Below are 15,763 nucleotides of genomic sequence, written 5' to 3' on the forward strand. Positions count from 1 at the left end.
TTTAGAATATACATCTTATTCCCATTTTAACACTTGAAAAAGACCTTTTCAATGTGCCTAAGAGCGAAAAGGTGAATAAAGATGCGCGAAAGGAGAGGGCGAGCATGAGCATTTTTACAGGACTACAGCGTCCGCAATTCCAGGCTTACTATGATGAGGCTTTTCTAATAGAGCATCGTTTTGAAAATGGTATGGGCTTTCCGCCTTCTTATATAGATTATGTCAAAACTCTTGGTTACGGGCGACTATGCGGCTTATGGAACATTCATATTCCTCTTGGCGATCACCCGGATTCATGGCTTCATCGTTATCATGATTGGCGGGCTTGGTTTGATGATTTGCTGGAATCAGAAGAGGTTTTACAAGAAGCGGCGCTGGAGCCAGATGGTTTTCCGGAGCTTTTGGAGCATGCGGTCCCTTTCGCTTCCAGTGAAGAGGATGACTTGCTGATCTGGGATATTCAATCGCCTGATGAACGGGGGGAATTCCCAATCTATGCTTTGAATCTGCGCACATGGGGCAATTTTCGGTATGCAGCCTCGGATTTGTATAGCCTCGTCGAAGCGTTGGTGGATGAAGAGCGCGTGAAGTCGGTATTGGGGACAGAGCGTACATCATTCCCATATACGTTTGAACCCTTTTAACAGGTCAAATAACCACCTTGGCATTCAAACTTCAAGGTGGTTATTTGTGCTGCTATTCTTCCTAGCGGTCATCATATTGGGCTAAATATTGCTGTACCAACTCATATCCAGCCACGCCCATTACCGTATATTGATTATATTCTTCCAGTTCCAGATTGCGTATATATTCATCCCCACAGTATAGATGGCCCGCACAATTAAAATATTTTAGCTGCTGTTGTTCCTCGGAAAGAGGGCGATGATCGATAATGGGCCATACTCCTTTCGTCAGATTTTGGGTGGCGGTGAATATAACTTCAAATCGGCCGCGATAATTTGTAAACGGAAGATATGTCGTTTCACCTCCGTACGCTTGATTCTGGCCTATGGATAGAACCCCGAAGGAGAACGCTTTTTTGAATCTACCATACAGTGCGCAGATCACCTGGCATACCGCAAATCGGCCGTCATGCAGGGGGATAACAAAAATATCGCCTTCCTGATGTTTGATTCTTTTAAATACCATCGTCAGGCCAGCTCTTCCTGAAGGATCTCTGTTTTTAGACCTTTAGCGCTGGTAATCGTAATGCTGATCGCATCATAGCCGTTCCGCTTCGCATCTTCAAAATCGCATCGTTCGCCATTGATCAGCTCTAACTGCCCATTCTCATCTACATCGTCTGCAAACTCGTCATCCCAATCAACATTATAAAAGGCAGTTACGCTTACCTCGAAAGTATCTTCACCATCTTCGTCCAGATAGGGCAGCAGGGGAGTGAGATTGTTCTGCTGCTCCTTGGTATAAACTTCGCATAGCAGAGCATCGTAACCATGGCGGGTTCCGTCAAAAATCACGATCTGTTCACCTGTGACTGCATCTTCTGCAATAATGAGTTGGGGTGCAAATTCAGTACCAGTGATCAGCTCGTCCATAAGTTCTCCGTAATAAAAAATGTGGAATTTCGTATGTCCTGCCTGTGAACGAAGCGTACCTGTCCACTCCTGCTCGACCCATGCCTCGGGGTTTTCGGGTACAACCCAACCCTCCAAATAAGCCGGTCCCTGCTTAGCATTATGTATTTCTGTCATCAGTAGGCCTTCCTTTCTGCTCGTTGAGTCGTTCAATTACCTGATTAAAAAACGTTGTAAAGTCTGTTGCCACCAGATACAAATGTCCGCATTCGTCCTGCTCTGCAATATCATAGTTCAGTTTGTCATCATAAGCATGAAGATGTGTGCGGTCCCAGTAGTACACATACGGGGTGTATTCCTTACATGTCAGAACGTAAAAATTGTCGCCCGCATCTGCACCAATCAACAAAGCGCTCTCGACATGATTGATTTCATCCAGAAATTCATCATTAATCGCTAGAAGGTCATGATTTTTGTTGGATACTTCATATCCGAAAAAACAAGTCAAATCAATGTCTCCGTTATCCACTCGATCGAAGGGCACATTGCAATAAAAAGGGGCGGCTACATAAAATCCGTTATATTGTGAAAGAAAACGTTTATAGCCAGCGGGCAATATACGCTGTATCTGTTCCTCCAATGCTGCGATCTGGGCAGGCAAAAGCCCTGATTCAATTGCGAATGACATTAACAACCAGCCTCCTTGATCCTAGTAAACCATAAATCTCTTTGTTGGAAATGAAACAACGCAGCGGTACATCGTATGTGAAATCATGTCATCGATAGGGTGACGATTTTGTTGTCCTCATCCACATCTACCTTCACATTCACTCCTAGCTTATCCTTAAACAGCTTACTGATATTGATATAGTCATCCTTAACCGGACGGCTTGAATTACCAGTTGTGCGAGTCATCCCAGCGGTGATGATGGAACGGACGTATGTTTTATCGAGCTTGGCTTCGGGATTATAGGTATAAATCATCCGTTCCTGCTGATTATAAAAATGGGTTAATTCCGTGTAGTCGTTAGCATTCTCATACTCCTTTTCCTCACGCACATACTCGGGATGATCCATGGTATAGTGGACTCCTCCGTCCAGAAAAGGATTTTCCTTGGAGGGTCGGAGTTCATATTGTCCATAGGCTAGCTGAAACAGATACTCTAAGCCTGAGCCCTCCGCCTGGTAGTAGAGCTGACGACTGTCCCCTCTTTTATCTATAGCGGCATAGCTACTGATTAAAGGCCAGGCATCATACTTTTTATCCTTTACCTCAATGGCAAGCTTGTAATGTACAAGCACCTTTTCATTTTGAAATAATCCAAAGCTGCTCATAATAAAATACGCAGGCACACATATAATTCCGATAATTAATATGAATATAAATATTCTTACACGCATAAGTAGAGTGATTCTCCTTTGGTTGTCGATTATGTGGAAAGCTCCCGTTTGGCAGATACACGGAATTCTTCATGCTCAACTAATTGTTTCAGAGCATGTTGTGCGAAAGGCATGCTTTTATGTACGCGAAGCAATGCAAAAGCGGCCCCCTTGACTAAGATATATGTATCACTGCGGATCAACTCTCGTGTCTGTAGTTCGATAAAGCTTCTTCTGGTCCGCCACCCTCCAGCAGTACCATAACCGCATAGGAGATCGTATCAATCCAATCGTCAAGCGTACTAATCTGCTCTACGGTCAGCAGGTGATTTCGCTGCAGCATACCATCAGGATGCAACGCCCATGCCCGTGTATACTGGCAAATCCCCCACAGAGCGGATATAAGCTCCCGTTCTACGGACGGTTTCTCCAACTCATCTGCCAGAACTTCAATGATAGTCATGAGCTCATGAAAATTATCCTCAATCAGTTCGCCTTGAAAGGGGCGAAGCATCCCTAGAAATCCGCTTCGCATTTTGGGATGCTCCAGATCATCATGGATAAAAGAATGACAGCGTAACAGCTCGCGAGCCTCCTGTTTATTCATTCAGTTCCGTAATCTCTGCGCGGATACCTCTGCACAGAAAGCTGCCTGACAGCCCTGACAAGGCATCGATGTCAACGACCATATCAGCCTCTTCATAACGGAAGTCAAGTTGCAAAATGATATTTTCTGTTTCTACAGGGCTTAATACATGCTCTTTAGTTTCCAGAAATGTAAAAGTCACTGCATAGCGTGGGACGTCTTTTGCTGGAGCTTCAGGGATTACAGGTGCCTCAGTTGAAGGCTCCAGATCCGGTGATTTAGGGACAAGCACGCTAGCGTAGGATAGCTCAATCGTCAGCGTAATCTGGTCTTTCGTCATATTGGCAGCTGTAATTCGGTCATAATGAAAGGGAGGGAAATAGCCAAGCTTTTCGACAATGCTGTCTGCACCTTGAATAGAAACAGTTGGAGAGAAAGCCAGCTCCAGTCCGATGGACCCTGCCAGTTGGTCTTCATATTCCGGATTAATACGGACAAGGGCCTGTTCCGGCTCTACTTTCAAAATCGTGCCTATAAAATACTGTTTGCCATGGATCAGAACAATATCATGCGGAACGAACGGCAACGCTCCCCCGGCTTGATAATGAATGAGATATTCGTTCTCTTTTTTTTCAACCTTTTGAACTTGAATTTGCATAAATTGCAGCCTCCTGGGGTTAATAGTATGACGGATTGTTTAAGTGTGTGGTAAAGGGAACGGAGTCCACGATTGAAAAACATACTTCATATCCGGGGTATCCTGTTCGAGCATAAATGGAAGAATATCCATAATGGCGCGTGCTTTACTGCCAGCATAAAAGTTGCGCGAGCTATGTAACATTTTGTTTGCCTTTATCCACTGGCTGAGCTGCATCATAACGTCTTCGACGATTGTTTGGTCGATACGTTCATAAACGTCCTGACGGATCGAAACGAGTATGCCGCAATTATTGGATGATTGGGACATGGGGTCATTGGACAAAAGAATGTACACTTCCGGCGTCGTCCCTTTGTTATAGGACGATTTGATACTAGGCGCCTCTATAACCAGCATCAAAGGAGTCAATTCATCATTGGTTACAATACGAAGCAACTCCTGCTTGTCCCAGCGAATCTTACCGTGTTTGGCTTTCGTGGATTGATAGATAGACACACGGGTATTGCGGATTCCTGATATATTCAGGAACGTTTCAAAACAATCGAACAGGTTAGCAAAGCACTCTTCAGCAAACAAAGTGTGCTTCTCCGACAAGGAACCGGCCATTATAAAATTATAATGCAAGTTGTTAACCACAAGCATCCATCCTTTATTCATGAATTACCAATTCTTATACCATAATATATGACATGAAGATCGAATTCACCTTTTATATAGACTGTGGTCCTGTTCATTAAAATCGTTTGGAAACCAGTTCAACTTCGCGTATACTAGGAAAGTCATATATGGAACGGCCTGAGCCGCCTTGCGGCCGTATGTTGAGTTACATGAACAGATTCAACGATAACGGATATGCTCCCTTCCTGAAAAGGGGAGAATGAGAACCGATACAAAAATGGGAATTCTGAACTATGGAACGATAGATGTCATATGGCACATGAACCTATTTTACGTGACACATATTGAATACAGATAAGGGAAGTGAATACAACTTGAAGAATTTTACAGCATTAGGTGTGGAGCAACATTGGGTAGAAGCCTTGAAAGAGCAGGGTATCTCAGCGCCAACACCTGTACAGCAGGAGTCCATTCCACTGTTGATGGAAGGTCAGGATGTGATTGCCGAGGCACATACGGGGACAGGGAAGACGCTTGCGTTTTTACTGCCGATTTTACAAAAGCTGAATTTGGACAAGCGGCACCCGCAGGCGCTTGTGATTGCACCTACGCGTGAATTGGCACTCCAGATTACAGAGGAAGCTAAATGCTTGGCTGCTGCGGAGCCGAGTTTATCTCTACTAGCTGTTTACGGAGGACAGGACGTGGAGCGTCAGCTTCGTAAACTGAAAGGTGGCGCACAACTGATTATTGGGACACCTGGGCGACTGCTGGATCACCTGAGACGTGGCACGCTGGATCTAGGCGGCATTAAAATGCTGGTCCTGGATGAAGCCGATCAAATGTTACACATGGGCTTTTTGAACGATGTGGAGACGATTCTTCAGGAAGTTCCTTACCGGAGACAGACGATGCTGTTCTCCGCTACGATGCCAGCCGGTATTCGCAAACTGGCTCGTGTATATATGAACGAACCTGTAGATGTCAAAGTGAAATCCGCTTCTTCCGTTCCGGTGAGTCAAATCCGTCAGGTCGTTGTGCAAACAACAGACCGTGGTAAGCAACAGGCATTGGTGGATATGCTGAATACGGATCGTCCGTACTTGGCTGTTATTTTCTGCCGTACGAAGCGCCGGGCTGCCAAACTGAACGAAGAGCTGCAAGAAATGGGCTTTCAGAGCGGTGAGCTTCACGGGGATTTGTCCCAGAACAAGCGGGAGCAAGTGATGAAGGCGTTCCGTGAAGCGAAACTCCAATTGCTCGTAGCGACTGATGTAGCCGCACGCGGCCTGGATGTAGAAGGCGTCACGCATGTCTTCAACTACGACATGCCGCAGGATGCCGAAGGCTACATCCACCGCATCGGGCGTACCGGCCGTGCCGGAGGCAAAGGTGTGGCGGTGACGCTCGCTACGCCAAGGGATATTCCGGAGCTTCGGAACATCCAGAAAGTTGCTGGTGTCACATTCACCAGCAGTGAGGGCGGCGGACAGCGTAGACCTGCTTCCGATACGGCTGATCGGCAGGGTCGAGAACGCCGTTCGGGCAGAAACGACCGCCGTTCCTACGGTGGCAACGACTCCGGCGGTGGACGCCGGGGCAGCGGCCGCGAACAGGCGGGCCGTCGTGACAGTGCAGGCGGCGAACGTCGCTCTAGCCGCGGCAGTAACGAGCGCAGCGGATATGACCGCAGCAGCGGTTCCGCACGAGGAGGCCAAGGTCGCTCGGCGGGACAAAGCAGCGAGCGTGGCGGGTATGACCGTAGTAGCGGCGGTTCTGCACGAGGAGGCCAAGGTCGCTCGGCAGGGCAAAGCAGCGAGCGCGGTGGATATGACCGCAGCAGCGGCGGTTCCGCACGAGGAGGCCAAGGTCGCTCGGCAGGACAAAGCAGCGAGCGCGGTGGGTATGACCGCAGCAGCAGTGGTTCTGCGCGCGGAGGCCAAGGTGGCCGCGGTGGACAAGCCAAAGGCGGCCCGCGTGGTGGTCAAGGACAAGGAGGCCGTCGCGGACGGTCCAGATAGATAAAATAGGAGTATTCTCATAGAATGCTCCACTATGGTTATCATAATAGCCCCGGGGAGGCTCATCTTCCGGGGCTATTGTAATCTTCATCCATACCGCTGAAAGAGCAGCGCCATAAGATAAATTCAAAAGATAAATTTGGAGGGGTTATACATCATGCAGGAACAGGATATGGGCAAGCGCGCCATGGTCTCAGCATGGATCAGCCTGATTAGCAACATCCTATTAACCGGCATTAAGATTATTACAGGACTTATGTTCAACAGCAAGGTGCTGGTAGCCGATGGTGTGCATAATGCTGGGGACGTGATTGCCTCTGCAACGGCACTGGGGGCGATGCGCATATCTAGCCAGCCGCCGGATGAGGACCATCCTTATGGTCACGGCAAGGCAGAAGTGATCGGTGCAAGCGTGGTGGCGGTCATATTGTTTGGAGCGGGTATATTTATCGGCTATCATTCGATTGCAGCACTGTTCGAACCGATGCCACAGGAGCATATACTGGCATTGGTGGCCGCCATTATTTCCTTGCTCTGGAAACAGTGGCTGTATATCTACACGATTCGTATCGGGAGAGCGGCCAATAGTCAGGGTCTTATTGCAACGGCAAAAGATCATCTCGCTGATGTGTACGCCTCTGGGGCTGCTGTACTGGGTATCGGCTTGGGGCTGATTGGGGAGCACTGGGGCATTTCAATCTTATCTTACGGTGACCCTATTGCGGGATTCGTAGTGGCATTGCTAGTTCTGAAATTGGCCTGGGAAATGGGCCGTGAATCCATAGATGTGCTTATGGAAAAGGCGATTGCAACGGAGGAAATTGAGAGCTACGCCGCAGCCGCACTGAGTGTAGCCGAGGTTCAACGTATTGACCGTATCCGTGCCCGTGAGCACGGCCATTATATTATCGTGGATATCCGCGCTTCAGTGGATGCCTCTTTGACGATTCAGCAGGGACACGATATTATTCGACTGATTAAGGGGGCTGTCATGAAGCGGGAACCGCGGGTTTATGAGGTGCTTGTCCATTTGAATCCATGGTATGCGGACGACCACTAGAACAGACGGCGCGAATTGACAGATAACTTGCAGGAAGGGTATGCTTTTAAAAGCCGAACGATGATGAATAAAAGCGAGGTTACCCGAAAATATGCGAAAATTTTTAAAATGGTTAGGCATTTCTGTGACTGCGGCGGTTCTTTTAGTGGGCGGATATTATACGTATTCTATATATCATTTTACGAATCAAATTTCAGTTGCTTCCGGACAGGATTCGAAATTTAAACCGCAGGCACAAACTCAAACCAATGTACAACCTGTAGAGGTATCGCTCCCACCGGAATGGGATGGGACAGAAAGAGTGAATATTCTGCTGCTAGGCGGCGACTCCCGTGGAGAGGATTCAGGGCGTTCTGACTCCGTTATGGTTGCTTCTATTGATCCGGTTACGAAAAAGGCTACACTGATGTCGATTCTTCGTGATACGTACGTCAATATCCCAGGTCATGGGCAAAGTCGATTGAATGCTGCCTTTTCCTACGGGGGACCGGATTTGACCAGACAGACCGTGAGCGACCTGCTGGGCATACCGATTCAATATTATGTATATACTGATTTCAATGGTTTTATTGCGCTGGTTGATTCTGTGGGTGGTATTGACCTGGATGTCGAAAAAGATATGCATTATACCTCCAAGGCAGATAAACACCAGTTTGATATTGATTTGAAAAAGGGAATGCAGCACATGGACGGTAAAACAGCCTTGCAATATGTACGCTTCCGTCATGATGCGACTTCCGATTTTACGCGTACGGAGCGGCAACGCAAATTCATTACCGAGCTTGGCGGTAAAATTCAGTCAACCTCATCTCTAATCAAACTGCCGAGTATTTTAAATAGCATTTCTCCTTATATTGAAACGAACCTGAGTACTACGGAAATGCTGCAATTGGCTTCATTGGGCTTTAATATCGATGCAACAACAGTAGCGAAGCAGCAAATCCCGCCGAATGAATTGGTGCGTGGGGAAACCATTAAGGGTGCGCAGGTATTGGGTGTAGACGAAAGAAAGCTCAAGCGCTTCATACAGAATCTTTTTGAACAGGAGAACAAACCTGTGACCACGACGGTGGATGCTGCAACCACGATAAATGATACTCCATAACCCTCGAAAGCAAGCGAAGTTCGTACGATGACGTACAACTTTGTTTGCTTTTGTGTTTATTTGGGTATAACCTTGTATATTTTGTTCCAAAAATATATCGTATCTATGAAGAACGTATACTCATTTGTGTAAAGAGAAGGGGAATGTGGTGTGGAAATAACTCCGGCATGGAAAGACCGATTCAAGAAGTTTTTTCTGAACAACAAGTTTGTGTTATTCCTGCTGGTACTGCTGCTGATCGGCTTGAATATCTTGGTGCTTACCAAAATTTCATACATATTCACACCTGTCATGGTGCTGTTAAAAACGATCATTCTCCCTGTCATTTTATCCGGCGTGTTGTACTATCTGTTCAATCCGTTGGTTGATGTACTGGAGCGTAACAAGGTGAAACGAGTATACTCCATTGTTGTATTGTTTTTGCTCATTATAGGAGTTATTGCGATTGTGGTTACATCGGTGGTACCTGTGATCCGTGATCAAATACAGGGTCTTATCCAAAATTTTCCTGACTATAGCAAGCAAGTACAACGACAATTCGAGAAACTGATCGGCAGCGATTTTGTAAACCAGTTCCAGAACACCATTCAAATTAATCCATCTGAGCTGGCCTCCAAAGCTTCTGAAAAGTTATCTAGCTTTATTAATAATGCATGGACGGGTGTGGGCAGCTTTTTGGGCGTGGTGACAGAAACGGTACTTGCGATTGCTACGGTTCCATTTATTCTGTTCTACTTGCTAAAAGATGGACACAAGCTACCACAGTTTATCCTGAAAATGCTTCCGCCTATGTTTCGTAAAGAAACAGATCGCATTATGACCGAGATGAATCATCAGGTCAGTTCCTATATTCGTGGGCAGATTATTGTCAGCTTCTGTATTGGGGCGCTGTTGTATATTGGTTACCTAATCATTGGATTAGACTACTCTCTGACGCTTGCAGTCATTGCATCCTTTACGAGCGTTGTCCCCTACTTAGGTCCCGTCATTGCCATTACACCTGCGTTAATTGTAGCCTTGGTCACCTCACCGATTATGCTGCTCAAGATGGTTATCGTGTGGACAGTCGTACAGCTCATTGAGGGTAAATTAATTTCTCCACAAATTATGGGCAAATCTCTTCGGGTACATCCGATCACGATTATCTTCGTTATTCTGACCGCAGGCAATTTGTTTGGTGTGGTGGGAATTGTACTGGCGGTTCCGGGGTATGCCGTCTTGAAAGTAATCGTTACACATCTGTATAGTTTCTTTAAAAAGCGTTCACATCTCTATGAGGCGGATAAAGGGAACGCAAGTCTTTACGAAAAATAAACTTTTCCACTATAAAATTGATAGGGGCACCTCTTGGGTAACTGTGGCTACGCATGCTATAATTAATGCCTATCCTTATTCCCAAATAGAAAGGTCAGACTTTTATGATAAAACTCAGCATTCTTGACCAATCTCCGGTATCGGAAGGCATGACGCATGCGCAGGCATTACAAAAGACCACTGAGCTTGCTATAGAGGCGGAACGCTTGGGTTATCATCGCTTTTGGGTATCAGAGCATCATTCTGCAGCAAATCTCGCTGGGTCCAGCCCGGAGGTACTGATTTCACATCTGGCCGCCCGTACTCGGGCCATTCGAGTGGGGTCGGGTGGGGTGATGCTGCCTCATTACAGCGCTTATAAAGTAGCGGAAAACTTTCGTGTGTTGGAAGGATTGTATCCGGGACGCATTGATTTAGGTCTGGGACGGGCGCCTGGAGGAATGCCCATTGCTACCAGAGCCCTGCAAGAAGGCAAAATGCGAGGTGGTGTAGATCTATACCCTGAGCAGTTGGATGACCTGTTAGCTTATTTACATGACAGCACAGGCAATAATCACCGTTTCGGTTCGCTACAGGCGATGCCGCTTATAGAAACTGTACCGGAAATGTGGTTGCTCGGCTCCAGTGGTGATAGCGCAGGTCTGGCAGCCGAGCGTGGCGTGGGCTTTGCGTTTGCGCAGTTCATTAATGGTGAAGGCGGCACAGGGGCTATGAAGGAATACCAGGAAAGCTTCCAGCCTTCCCAGCATAGTGACCAACCACGTTCGCTTGTTGCCGTATTTGCGATCTGTGCGGATACCGAAGAGGAGGCCAATCGCTTGGCTTCCAGCATGGACTTGTCTCTTGTACTATTAGAGCAGGGAATGCGCTCCGCTGGAACACCTTCCGTGGAAAAGGCACTGGCGTATCCGTATACGCCGTTTGACCGGATGCGGATACGTGAGAATCGCAAACGTATGGTGGTCGGTTCGCCCGAACAGGTGAAGCGTCAGATTGAGCAATTAAGTAAGGACTATAATGCACAGGAGATCATGGTTGCGAGCATTATTCATGACTTTGATGCCAAAATGAAATCTATACGTCTCATGGCCGAAGCATTTGGACTGTCTTCTGTACAGTCATAATGCAATTCGCCGGATTTGAAAGATCACAGCTTCGAGGAGCTGTGATCTTTTTTTGAATTTTTTGAGGAAATATTGGATGATATGCACTGTATGATATAGGAAATAAACCAGTTAACACTTGATAATGATTATCAATATCTTTATTATATAAAGATAGAATGAAGTTTTGATGAAAGTCGTGCGTTAAGCCCGTGACTATATATATTGGATAAGGGAAAGGGATGATTCCACATGTTTCGTCTGAAAACGGCAAATCTGGATATTGCTTATGAAGATCGATTGATTGTAGAAGATCTGAACGTAGAAATACCGCAAGGGAAAATCACAGCCTTGGTGGGCGCAAATGGTTCTGGCAAGTCCACTATTCTGAAGACGATGGCTCGCATCATGAATCCTAAGGGCGGCAGTGTTCTGCTTGACGGTAAATCCATTCATAAGCAATCCACCCGGGAAGTAGCTAAGCAGCTGGCTATTTTGCCGCAAAATCCGACTGCACCGGAAGGATTAACCGTGACGGAACTGGTATCTTACGGACGTTTTCCTTATCAAAAAGGTTTTGGTTCCATGAAAGCGGAAGATCGCAAAATGGTAGAGTGGGCCATTCAAGTAACGGGAATGAGCGAGTTCCACGATCGTCCGATTGATCAGCTTTCTGGCGGTCAGCGTCAGCGTGCCTGGATTGCTATGGCACTTGCGCAGGATACGGATATTTTGTTTCTGGATGAGCCGACGACATTTTTAGATATGGCGCATCAACTGGAAGTGCTGCATTTGCTGGAGTATCTAAATACTTCGGAGGAGCGCACCATTGTTATGGTCGTGCATGATTTGAACCATGCGGCCCGGTATGCTCAGCATATGATTGCAATCAAAAAAGGGAAAGCTGAGGCGGTAGGAACTCCAACTGAGGTTATGTCCCCTGATGTGCTGCGTGAAGTGTTCGGGATTGAGGCTGATATTGTAACAGATCCTCGTACAGGTGTACCGCTCTGTCTTCCGTATGCTTTGGCTGGACAGCCTGCGGTAAGCCAAGCCATAAAAGATATGAATGTGGAAGATAAGCAACCTGTGGGTTCTGTTGCTGAGCGACGTGATGCTAGAGCACAAGTAGCGGCAAGAGGTTAAAGGGGACATACCATGAAACCACTGGATTACGATCAGCTTGAGCAACTAGCAAACATAGTGAGAGTCACGCCGGAGGATGCAGTATATTCCGGGCCAGTGGCCGAATGGCTTGAACCAGATAAGATCCGCTCTGTGATGGAGTATTACGGCGATCTTCTGCGTGCTGAAGACGTTTTAACCGCAGCCGTTTATTTTGTGAACCAGTTGCGTGGCCTCGTGTTTGCGCAGCATTTTATGGTATCCCTGTGTGAACGCCGTTGGGACCTGTCCGTTTCTAATCTCAGATTTCATATTTGTTATGAAGGTCAATATCCCTCTATTAGTCTTCAGGTCATCGACTTAACAGAGCTGGACAATACGTGGAACAATGGGGATCACCGTTCTTCCGAACAGGCCCAGCAAGTGTTACGAGACTTTTACAGTTTGCAGATGCGGCCCCTATTGGAAGCAATTGCTACAGTGGGGAGCGCATCTATCGGCCAAATGTGGGGACAGTTTCCGTTGGCATTGCTGTATTTTAAGGATAGAGTACAGCCATCGTTGACTGATCCTCAGGATGTGGAGCGCTTTGAACAAGATTATATGTATGTGACACGTGAACTTGAGGGAGAGATATTCGGGCGTAAAAGAAATCCGTTTACGGTTCGTCTCGTTGAATTGGACAATCCTTACCGCCCTGGTGAAAATACCTACATGAAACCGTCCTGTTGCCAATATTACAAGACAGGTGGAGGTCAGCGGTATTGTTATACTTGCCCCAAAATGTCCGCTTCCGAACGCGAAGAACGCAGACTCGAAGTGGTGGCATCACGGTAAAGTCTCTGTGGATGTTGGCATGTCCGTCACCTTTTGGTTAAAATAGGTTATGTAACCTAAACCAAGTGACACGAAGGAGGATGCTGTATGTCTGTCTATTCACATAATGCCGTAACACCAGCGAATCAGGAGGTTTCTCTGAATACTTACGCTGGTAAGGTGCTGGTTATTGCGAATACCGCCAGTAAATGCGGACTTACCCCGCAATATGGGGATTTGCAAAAGCTTTATGACGAATATAAGGATCGGGGATTAGTTGTATTAGGCTTTCCTTGCAACCAATTTGGCGGTCAGGAGCCGGGCAGCAGCGAGGAAGCGTCTGAATTTTGCCAACTGAATTACGGGGTTAATTTCCCGGTATTCGCCAAAGTGGACGTCAATGGACCGGGTACAGCGCCTCTGTTTGAATATTTGAAAAAGCAACAGCCTGGAGAACAGGAAAATGGGACAATTCAGTGGAATTTTACGAAATTCATTGTGAATCGTGAAGGTGTACCTGTGGGTCGTTTTGAACCGAAGGAGTCACCAGAAGCGATGAAAGCAGCCATTGAGCAATTGCTATAGTAGCTTTGCCTTCATTCCAAAATATATGTTTAAAAAGGTCTGATTTCCGGCATGTCTCCGGGAAGCGGACCTTTTTTTGTTCTCTACATGTGCATTTGTCTAAAGGGGGAGCATCATGTGAAAGTCGATTCCATGGGCATAATCAGGCCGCCTACAGGGGAAACTGAATGGAGCAAAAAAACATTTCAGCAAACAGTTGATCTCGTATATCCTTTCTTTTTTAAATGTGGACAAATTGTGAATATCACAAAAAGCTATTGTAATGTGAAAAATATCACACTATAATAAGTGCATGAAGTGAAATAAATCACAAACACTAACGAGCTGTTTACGTGAAACTATTCACAATTATTATACAGTTTATGCCCACACACCAAGGAGGAATTCAACATGAAAGTAGCAGTTATCGGATGTACACACGCAGGCACAGCAGCTATCGTTAACACAGCTAAATGTTATCCAGATGCAGAAATTACCGTTTACGAGCGTAATGATAATATTTCATTTTTATCTTGTGGTATTGCGCTGTACGTAGGTGGTGTCGTCAAAGATCCGCACGGCCTGTTTTATTCGTCTCCAGATCAACTGTCTGACTTGGGTGTAGTGACCAAGATGCTTCATGAGGTAACGAGTGTGGATACGGCTGGCAAGTCCCTGCATGCCCGTAATCTCCAAACAGGTGAAGAATTTACAGACACATTTGATAAACTAATTGTGACCACGGGATCATGGCCCATTATTCCAAAGCTGGAAGGCATTGAACTTGATCATATTTTGCTCTGTAAAAACTATAATCATTCCAATGATATCATTGAGAAAGCCCAGCACGTACAGAACATTACAGTCGTGGGAGCTGGATACATTGGTGTTGAATTGGTAGAAGCTTTCCAAATGAATGGTAAAAATGTAACGCTGATCGACAGTGCTGATCGTATATTGAATAAGTATTTGGACCATGAGTATACAGACCGGATTGAAAGTTCCCTGAAGGAACATGGCATTAAGCTGGTACTTGGCGAGACGGTGAGTCGTTTTGAGGGTACGAACGGTAAGGTAAGTAAAGTCGTGACCTCTAAAGGAGAATATGAAACAGAGCTTGTTATTCTCTGCATCGGTTTCCGACCTCAAACGGATCTGCTCAAAGGTCAGGTAGATATGTTGCCTAACGGTGCGATCATTGTGGATAACTATATGCAAAGTAGTTGCCCGGACGTGTTTGCAGCAGGCGACAGTTGTGCAATTCGCTATAATCCGACCGGCAAAACGGCTTATATCCCTTTGGCAACCAACGCAGTTCGTATGGGTACGCTGGTGGCACGTAATCTGGTGCAACCAACCATTGCCTACATGGGAACCCAAGGAACTTCGGGTATCAAAATTTACGAAGACAATATCGCAGGAACAGGCATGACGGAAGCTGCGGCAACAGATGAAGGCATGACTGTAGAAGCTGTAACCATTGAGGACAGCTACCGACCTGAATTTATGCCAACCTCCGAAAAAGTGTTACTGAAAGTGGTATATGAACAGGGGACGCGGAGAATTCTGGGTGCTCAAATTATGTCGAAGGTGGATTTGACGCAATCCATTAACACGCTATCCGTAGCCATTCAAAACCATATGACTATTGACCAGTTGGCCTTTGTCGATTTCTTCTTCCAGCCGCATTATAACAAGCCTTGGAATTTCTTGAACGCGGCAGGTTTACAAGCTTTGCCTACAATATCCGAACGGAACCCAGTTACTGTATAATTAGATTTGTCTGTGACATTGTTCATAAGTTTGTCAACAATCTGAGGCGTACGGATGAATCCTTATAGTACAATATAGAGTAGCATAAGGATCAGGGGGGAAGTA

Annotated in this window: 17 protein-coding genes; 10 read left to right on the forward strand and 7 right to left on the reverse strand. The window is 46.3% G+C overall.

The annotated features are described in order from the left end of the window. Positions 1-104: 104 nt before the first annotated feature. The gene (locus G9G53_RS05860) at positions 105-644 is read left to right on the forward strand and encodes a hypothetical protein (RefSeq protein ID WP_029518560.1); all 540 of its coding nucleotides are present in this window, start codon (positions 105-107) and stop codon (positions 642-644) included. Positions 645-705: 61 nt separating this feature from the next. On the opposite strand, the gene G9G53_RS05865 is transcribed toward G9G53_RS05860, so the two are convergent. The 7 genes from G9G53_RS05865 to G9G53_RS05900 form a co-directional block, all read right to left on the reverse strand. Beyond that, positions 706-1,149 (reverse strand): immunity 26/phosphotriesterase HocA family protein, encoded by a 444-nt coding sequence (locus tag G9G53_RS05865; RefSeq protein WP_029518559.1) that lies wholly within the window; start codon positions 1,147-1,149, stop codon positions 706-708. Positions 1,150-1,151: 2 nt separating this feature from the next. After that, the gene (locus G9G53_RS05870; protein WP_029518558.1) at positions 1,152-1,712 is read right to left on the reverse strand and encodes a hypothetical protein; all 561 of its coding nucleotides are present in this window, start codon (positions 1,710-1,712) and stop codon (positions 1,152-1,154) included. After that, positions 1,696-2,223: an SMI1/KNR4 family protein gene (locus G9G53_RS05875; RefSeq protein ID WP_029518557.1), complete on the reverse strand. Its 528-nt coding sequence runs from the start codon at positions 2,221-2,223 to the stop codon at positions 1,696-1,698. Before G9G53_RS05875 ends, G9G53_RS05870 begins: the two co-directional genes overlap by 17 nt. 83 nt (positions 2,224-2,306) lie before the next feature. Next, positions 2,307-2,936, reverse strand: coding sequence for a hypothetical protein (locus G9G53_RS05880; RefSeq protein WP_165146079.1), 630 nt, complete (start codon positions 2,934-2,936; stop codon positions 2,307-2,309). 178 nt (positions 2,937-3,114) lie between these two features. Then, positions 3,115-3,522 (reverse strand): hypothetical protein, encoded by a 408-nt coding sequence (locus G9G53_RS05890; protein ID WP_029518555.1) that lies wholly within the window; start codon positions 3,520-3,522, stop codon positions 3,115-3,117. Beyond that, positions 3,515-4,159, reverse strand: coding sequence for an immunity 50 family protein (locus G9G53_RS05895; protein ID WP_165146082.1), 645 nt, complete (start codon positions 4,157-4,159; stop codon positions 3,515-3,517). Before G9G53_RS05895 ends, G9G53_RS05890 begins: the two co-directional genes overlap by 8 nt. Positions 4,160-4,198: 39 nt before the next feature. After that, positions 4,199-4,801: a hypothetical protein gene (locus G9G53_RS05900; protein ID WP_238437827.1), complete on the reverse strand. Its 603-nt coding sequence runs from the start codon at positions 4,799-4,801 to the stop codon at positions 4,199-4,201. A 350-nt stretch (positions 4,802-5,151) separates the two neighbouring features. Here G9G53_RS05900 and G9G53_RS05905 point away from each other — a divergent pair, with 350 nt between their 5' ends. From G9G53_RS05905 to G9G53_RS05945, 9 genes are all read left to right on the forward strand, one after another. Then, positions 5,152-6,798, forward strand: coding sequence for a DEAD/DEAH box helicase (locus tag G9G53_RS05905; protein ID WP_165146088.1), 1,647 nt, complete (start codon positions 5,152-5,154; stop codon positions 6,796-6,798). Between the two features lie 157 nt (positions 6,799-6,955). Continuing rightward, positions 6,956-7,858 (forward strand): cation diffusion facilitator family transporter, encoded by a 903-nt coding sequence (locus G9G53_RS05910; protein WP_029518550.1) that lies wholly within the window; start codon positions 6,956-6,958, stop codon positions 7,856-7,858. A gap of 91 nt (positions 7,859-7,949) precedes the next feature. Beyond that, on the forward strand, positions 7,950-8,963 hold the full coding sequence (locus G9G53_RS05915; protein WP_013312376.1) for an LCP family protein: 1,014 nt from the start codon (positions 7,950-7,952) through the stop codon (positions 8,961-8,963). A gap of 150 nt (positions 8,964-9,113) precedes the next feature. Continuing rightward, positions 9,114-10,277, forward strand: a complete 1,164-nt coding sequence (locus tag G9G53_RS05920; protein ID WP_165146091.1) for an AI-2E family transporter — start codon at positions 9,114-9,116, stop codon at positions 10,275-10,277. Between the two features lie 104 nt (positions 10,278-10,381). Beyond that, positions 10,382-11,401 carry an LLM class flavin-dependent oxidoreductase gene (locus G9G53_RS05925; RefSeq protein ID WP_165146094.1) on the forward strand — a complete coding sequence of 340 codons (1,020 nt, stop codon included), beginning with the start codon at positions 10,382-10,384 and terminating at the stop codon, positions 11,399-11,401. Between the two features lie 231 nt (positions 11,402-11,632). Continuing rightward, on the forward strand, positions 11,633-12,526 hold the full coding sequence (locus G9G53_RS05930; RefSeq protein WP_165146097.1) for an ABC transporter ATP-binding protein: 894 nt from the start codon (positions 11,633-11,635) through the stop codon (positions 12,524-12,526). A 12-nt stretch (positions 12,527-12,538) separates the two neighbouring features. Further along, complete coding sequence (locus tag G9G53_RS05935; RefSeq protein ID WP_165146100.1) at positions 12,539-13,342, forward strand: (2Fe-2S)-binding protein; 804 nt, start codon at positions 12,539-12,541, stop codon at positions 13,340-13,342. An 87-nt stretch (positions 13,343-13,429) separates the two neighbouring features. Continuing rightward, positions 13,430-13,906: a glutathione peroxidase gene (locus G9G53_RS05940; protein ID WP_165146103.1), complete on the forward strand. Its 477-nt coding sequence runs from the start codon at positions 13,430-13,432 to the stop codon at positions 13,904-13,906. A gap of 390 nt (positions 13,907-14,296) precedes the next feature. Continuing rightward, entirely contained in the window at positions 14,297-15,658 is a 1,362-nt protein-coding gene (locus tag G9G53_RS05945; protein ID WP_069010035.1) for an FAD-dependent oxidoreductase, read from the forward strand. Positions 15,659-15,763: the final 105 nt, after the last annotated feature.

The organism is Paenibacillus sp. EKM206P (assembly GCF_011066155.1).
GTDB classification, from domain to species: Bacteria; Bacillota; Bacilli; order Paenibacillales; family Paenibacillaceae; genus Paenibacillus; species Paenibacillus polymyxa_D.

Coding starts and splice junctions, on each gene's coding strand:
- G9G53_RS05860 (WP_029518560.1), top strand. CDS start 105: ATGAGCATTTTTACAGGACTACAGCGTCCGCAATTCCAGGCTTACTAT.
- G9G53_RS05865 (WP_029518559.1), bottom strand. CDS start 1,149: ATGGTATTTAAAAGAATCAAACATCAGGAAGGCGATATTTTTGTTATC.
- G9G53_RS05870 (WP_029518558.1), bottom strand. CDS start 1,712: ATGACAGAAATACATAATGCTAAGCAGGGACCGGCTTATTTGGAGGGT.
- G9G53_RS05875 (WP_029518557.1), bottom strand. CDS start 2,223: ATGTCATTCGCAATTGAATCAGGGCTTTTGCCTGCCCAGATCGCAGCA.
- G9G53_RS05880 (WP_165146079.1), bottom strand. CDS start 2,936: ATGCGTGTAAGAATATTTATATTCATATTAATTATCGGAATTATATGT.
- G9G53_RS05890 (WP_029518555.1), bottom strand. CDS start 3,522: ATGAATAAACAGGAGGCTCGCGAGCTGTTACGCTGTCATTCTTTTATC.
- G9G53_RS05895 (WP_165146082.1), bottom strand. CDS start 4,159: ATGCAAATTCAAGTTCAAAAGGTTGAAAAAAAAGAGAACGAATATCTC.
- G9G53_RS05900 (WP_238437827.1), bottom strand. CDS start 4,801: ATGCTTGTGGTTAACAACTTGCATTATAATTTTATAATGGCCGGTTCC.
- G9G53_RS05910 (WP_029518550.1), top strand. CDS start 6,956: ATGCAGGAACAGGATATGGGCAAGCGCGCCATGGTCTCAGCATGGATC.
- G9G53_RS05915 (WP_013312376.1), top strand. CDS start 7,950: ATGCGAAAATTTTTAAAATGGTTAGGCATTTCTGTGACTGCGGCGGTT.
- G9G53_RS05925 (WP_165146094.1), top strand. CDS start 10,382: ATGATAAAACTCAGCATTCTTGACCAATCTCCGGTATCGGAAGGCATG.
- G9G53_RS05930 (WP_165146097.1), top strand. CDS start 11,633: ATGTTTCGTCTGAAAACGGCAAATCTGGATATTGCTTATGAAGATCGA.
- G9G53_RS05935 (WP_165146100.1), top strand. CDS start 12,539: ATGAAACCACTGGATTACGATCAGCTTGAGCAACTAGCAAACATAGTG.
- G9G53_RS05940 (WP_165146103.1), top strand. CDS start 13,430: ATGTCTGTCTATTCACATAATGCCGTAACACCAGCGAATCAGGAGGTT.
- G9G53_RS05945 (WP_069010035.1), top strand. CDS start 14,297: ATGAAAGTAGCAGTTATCGGATGTACACACGCAGGCACAGCAGCTATC.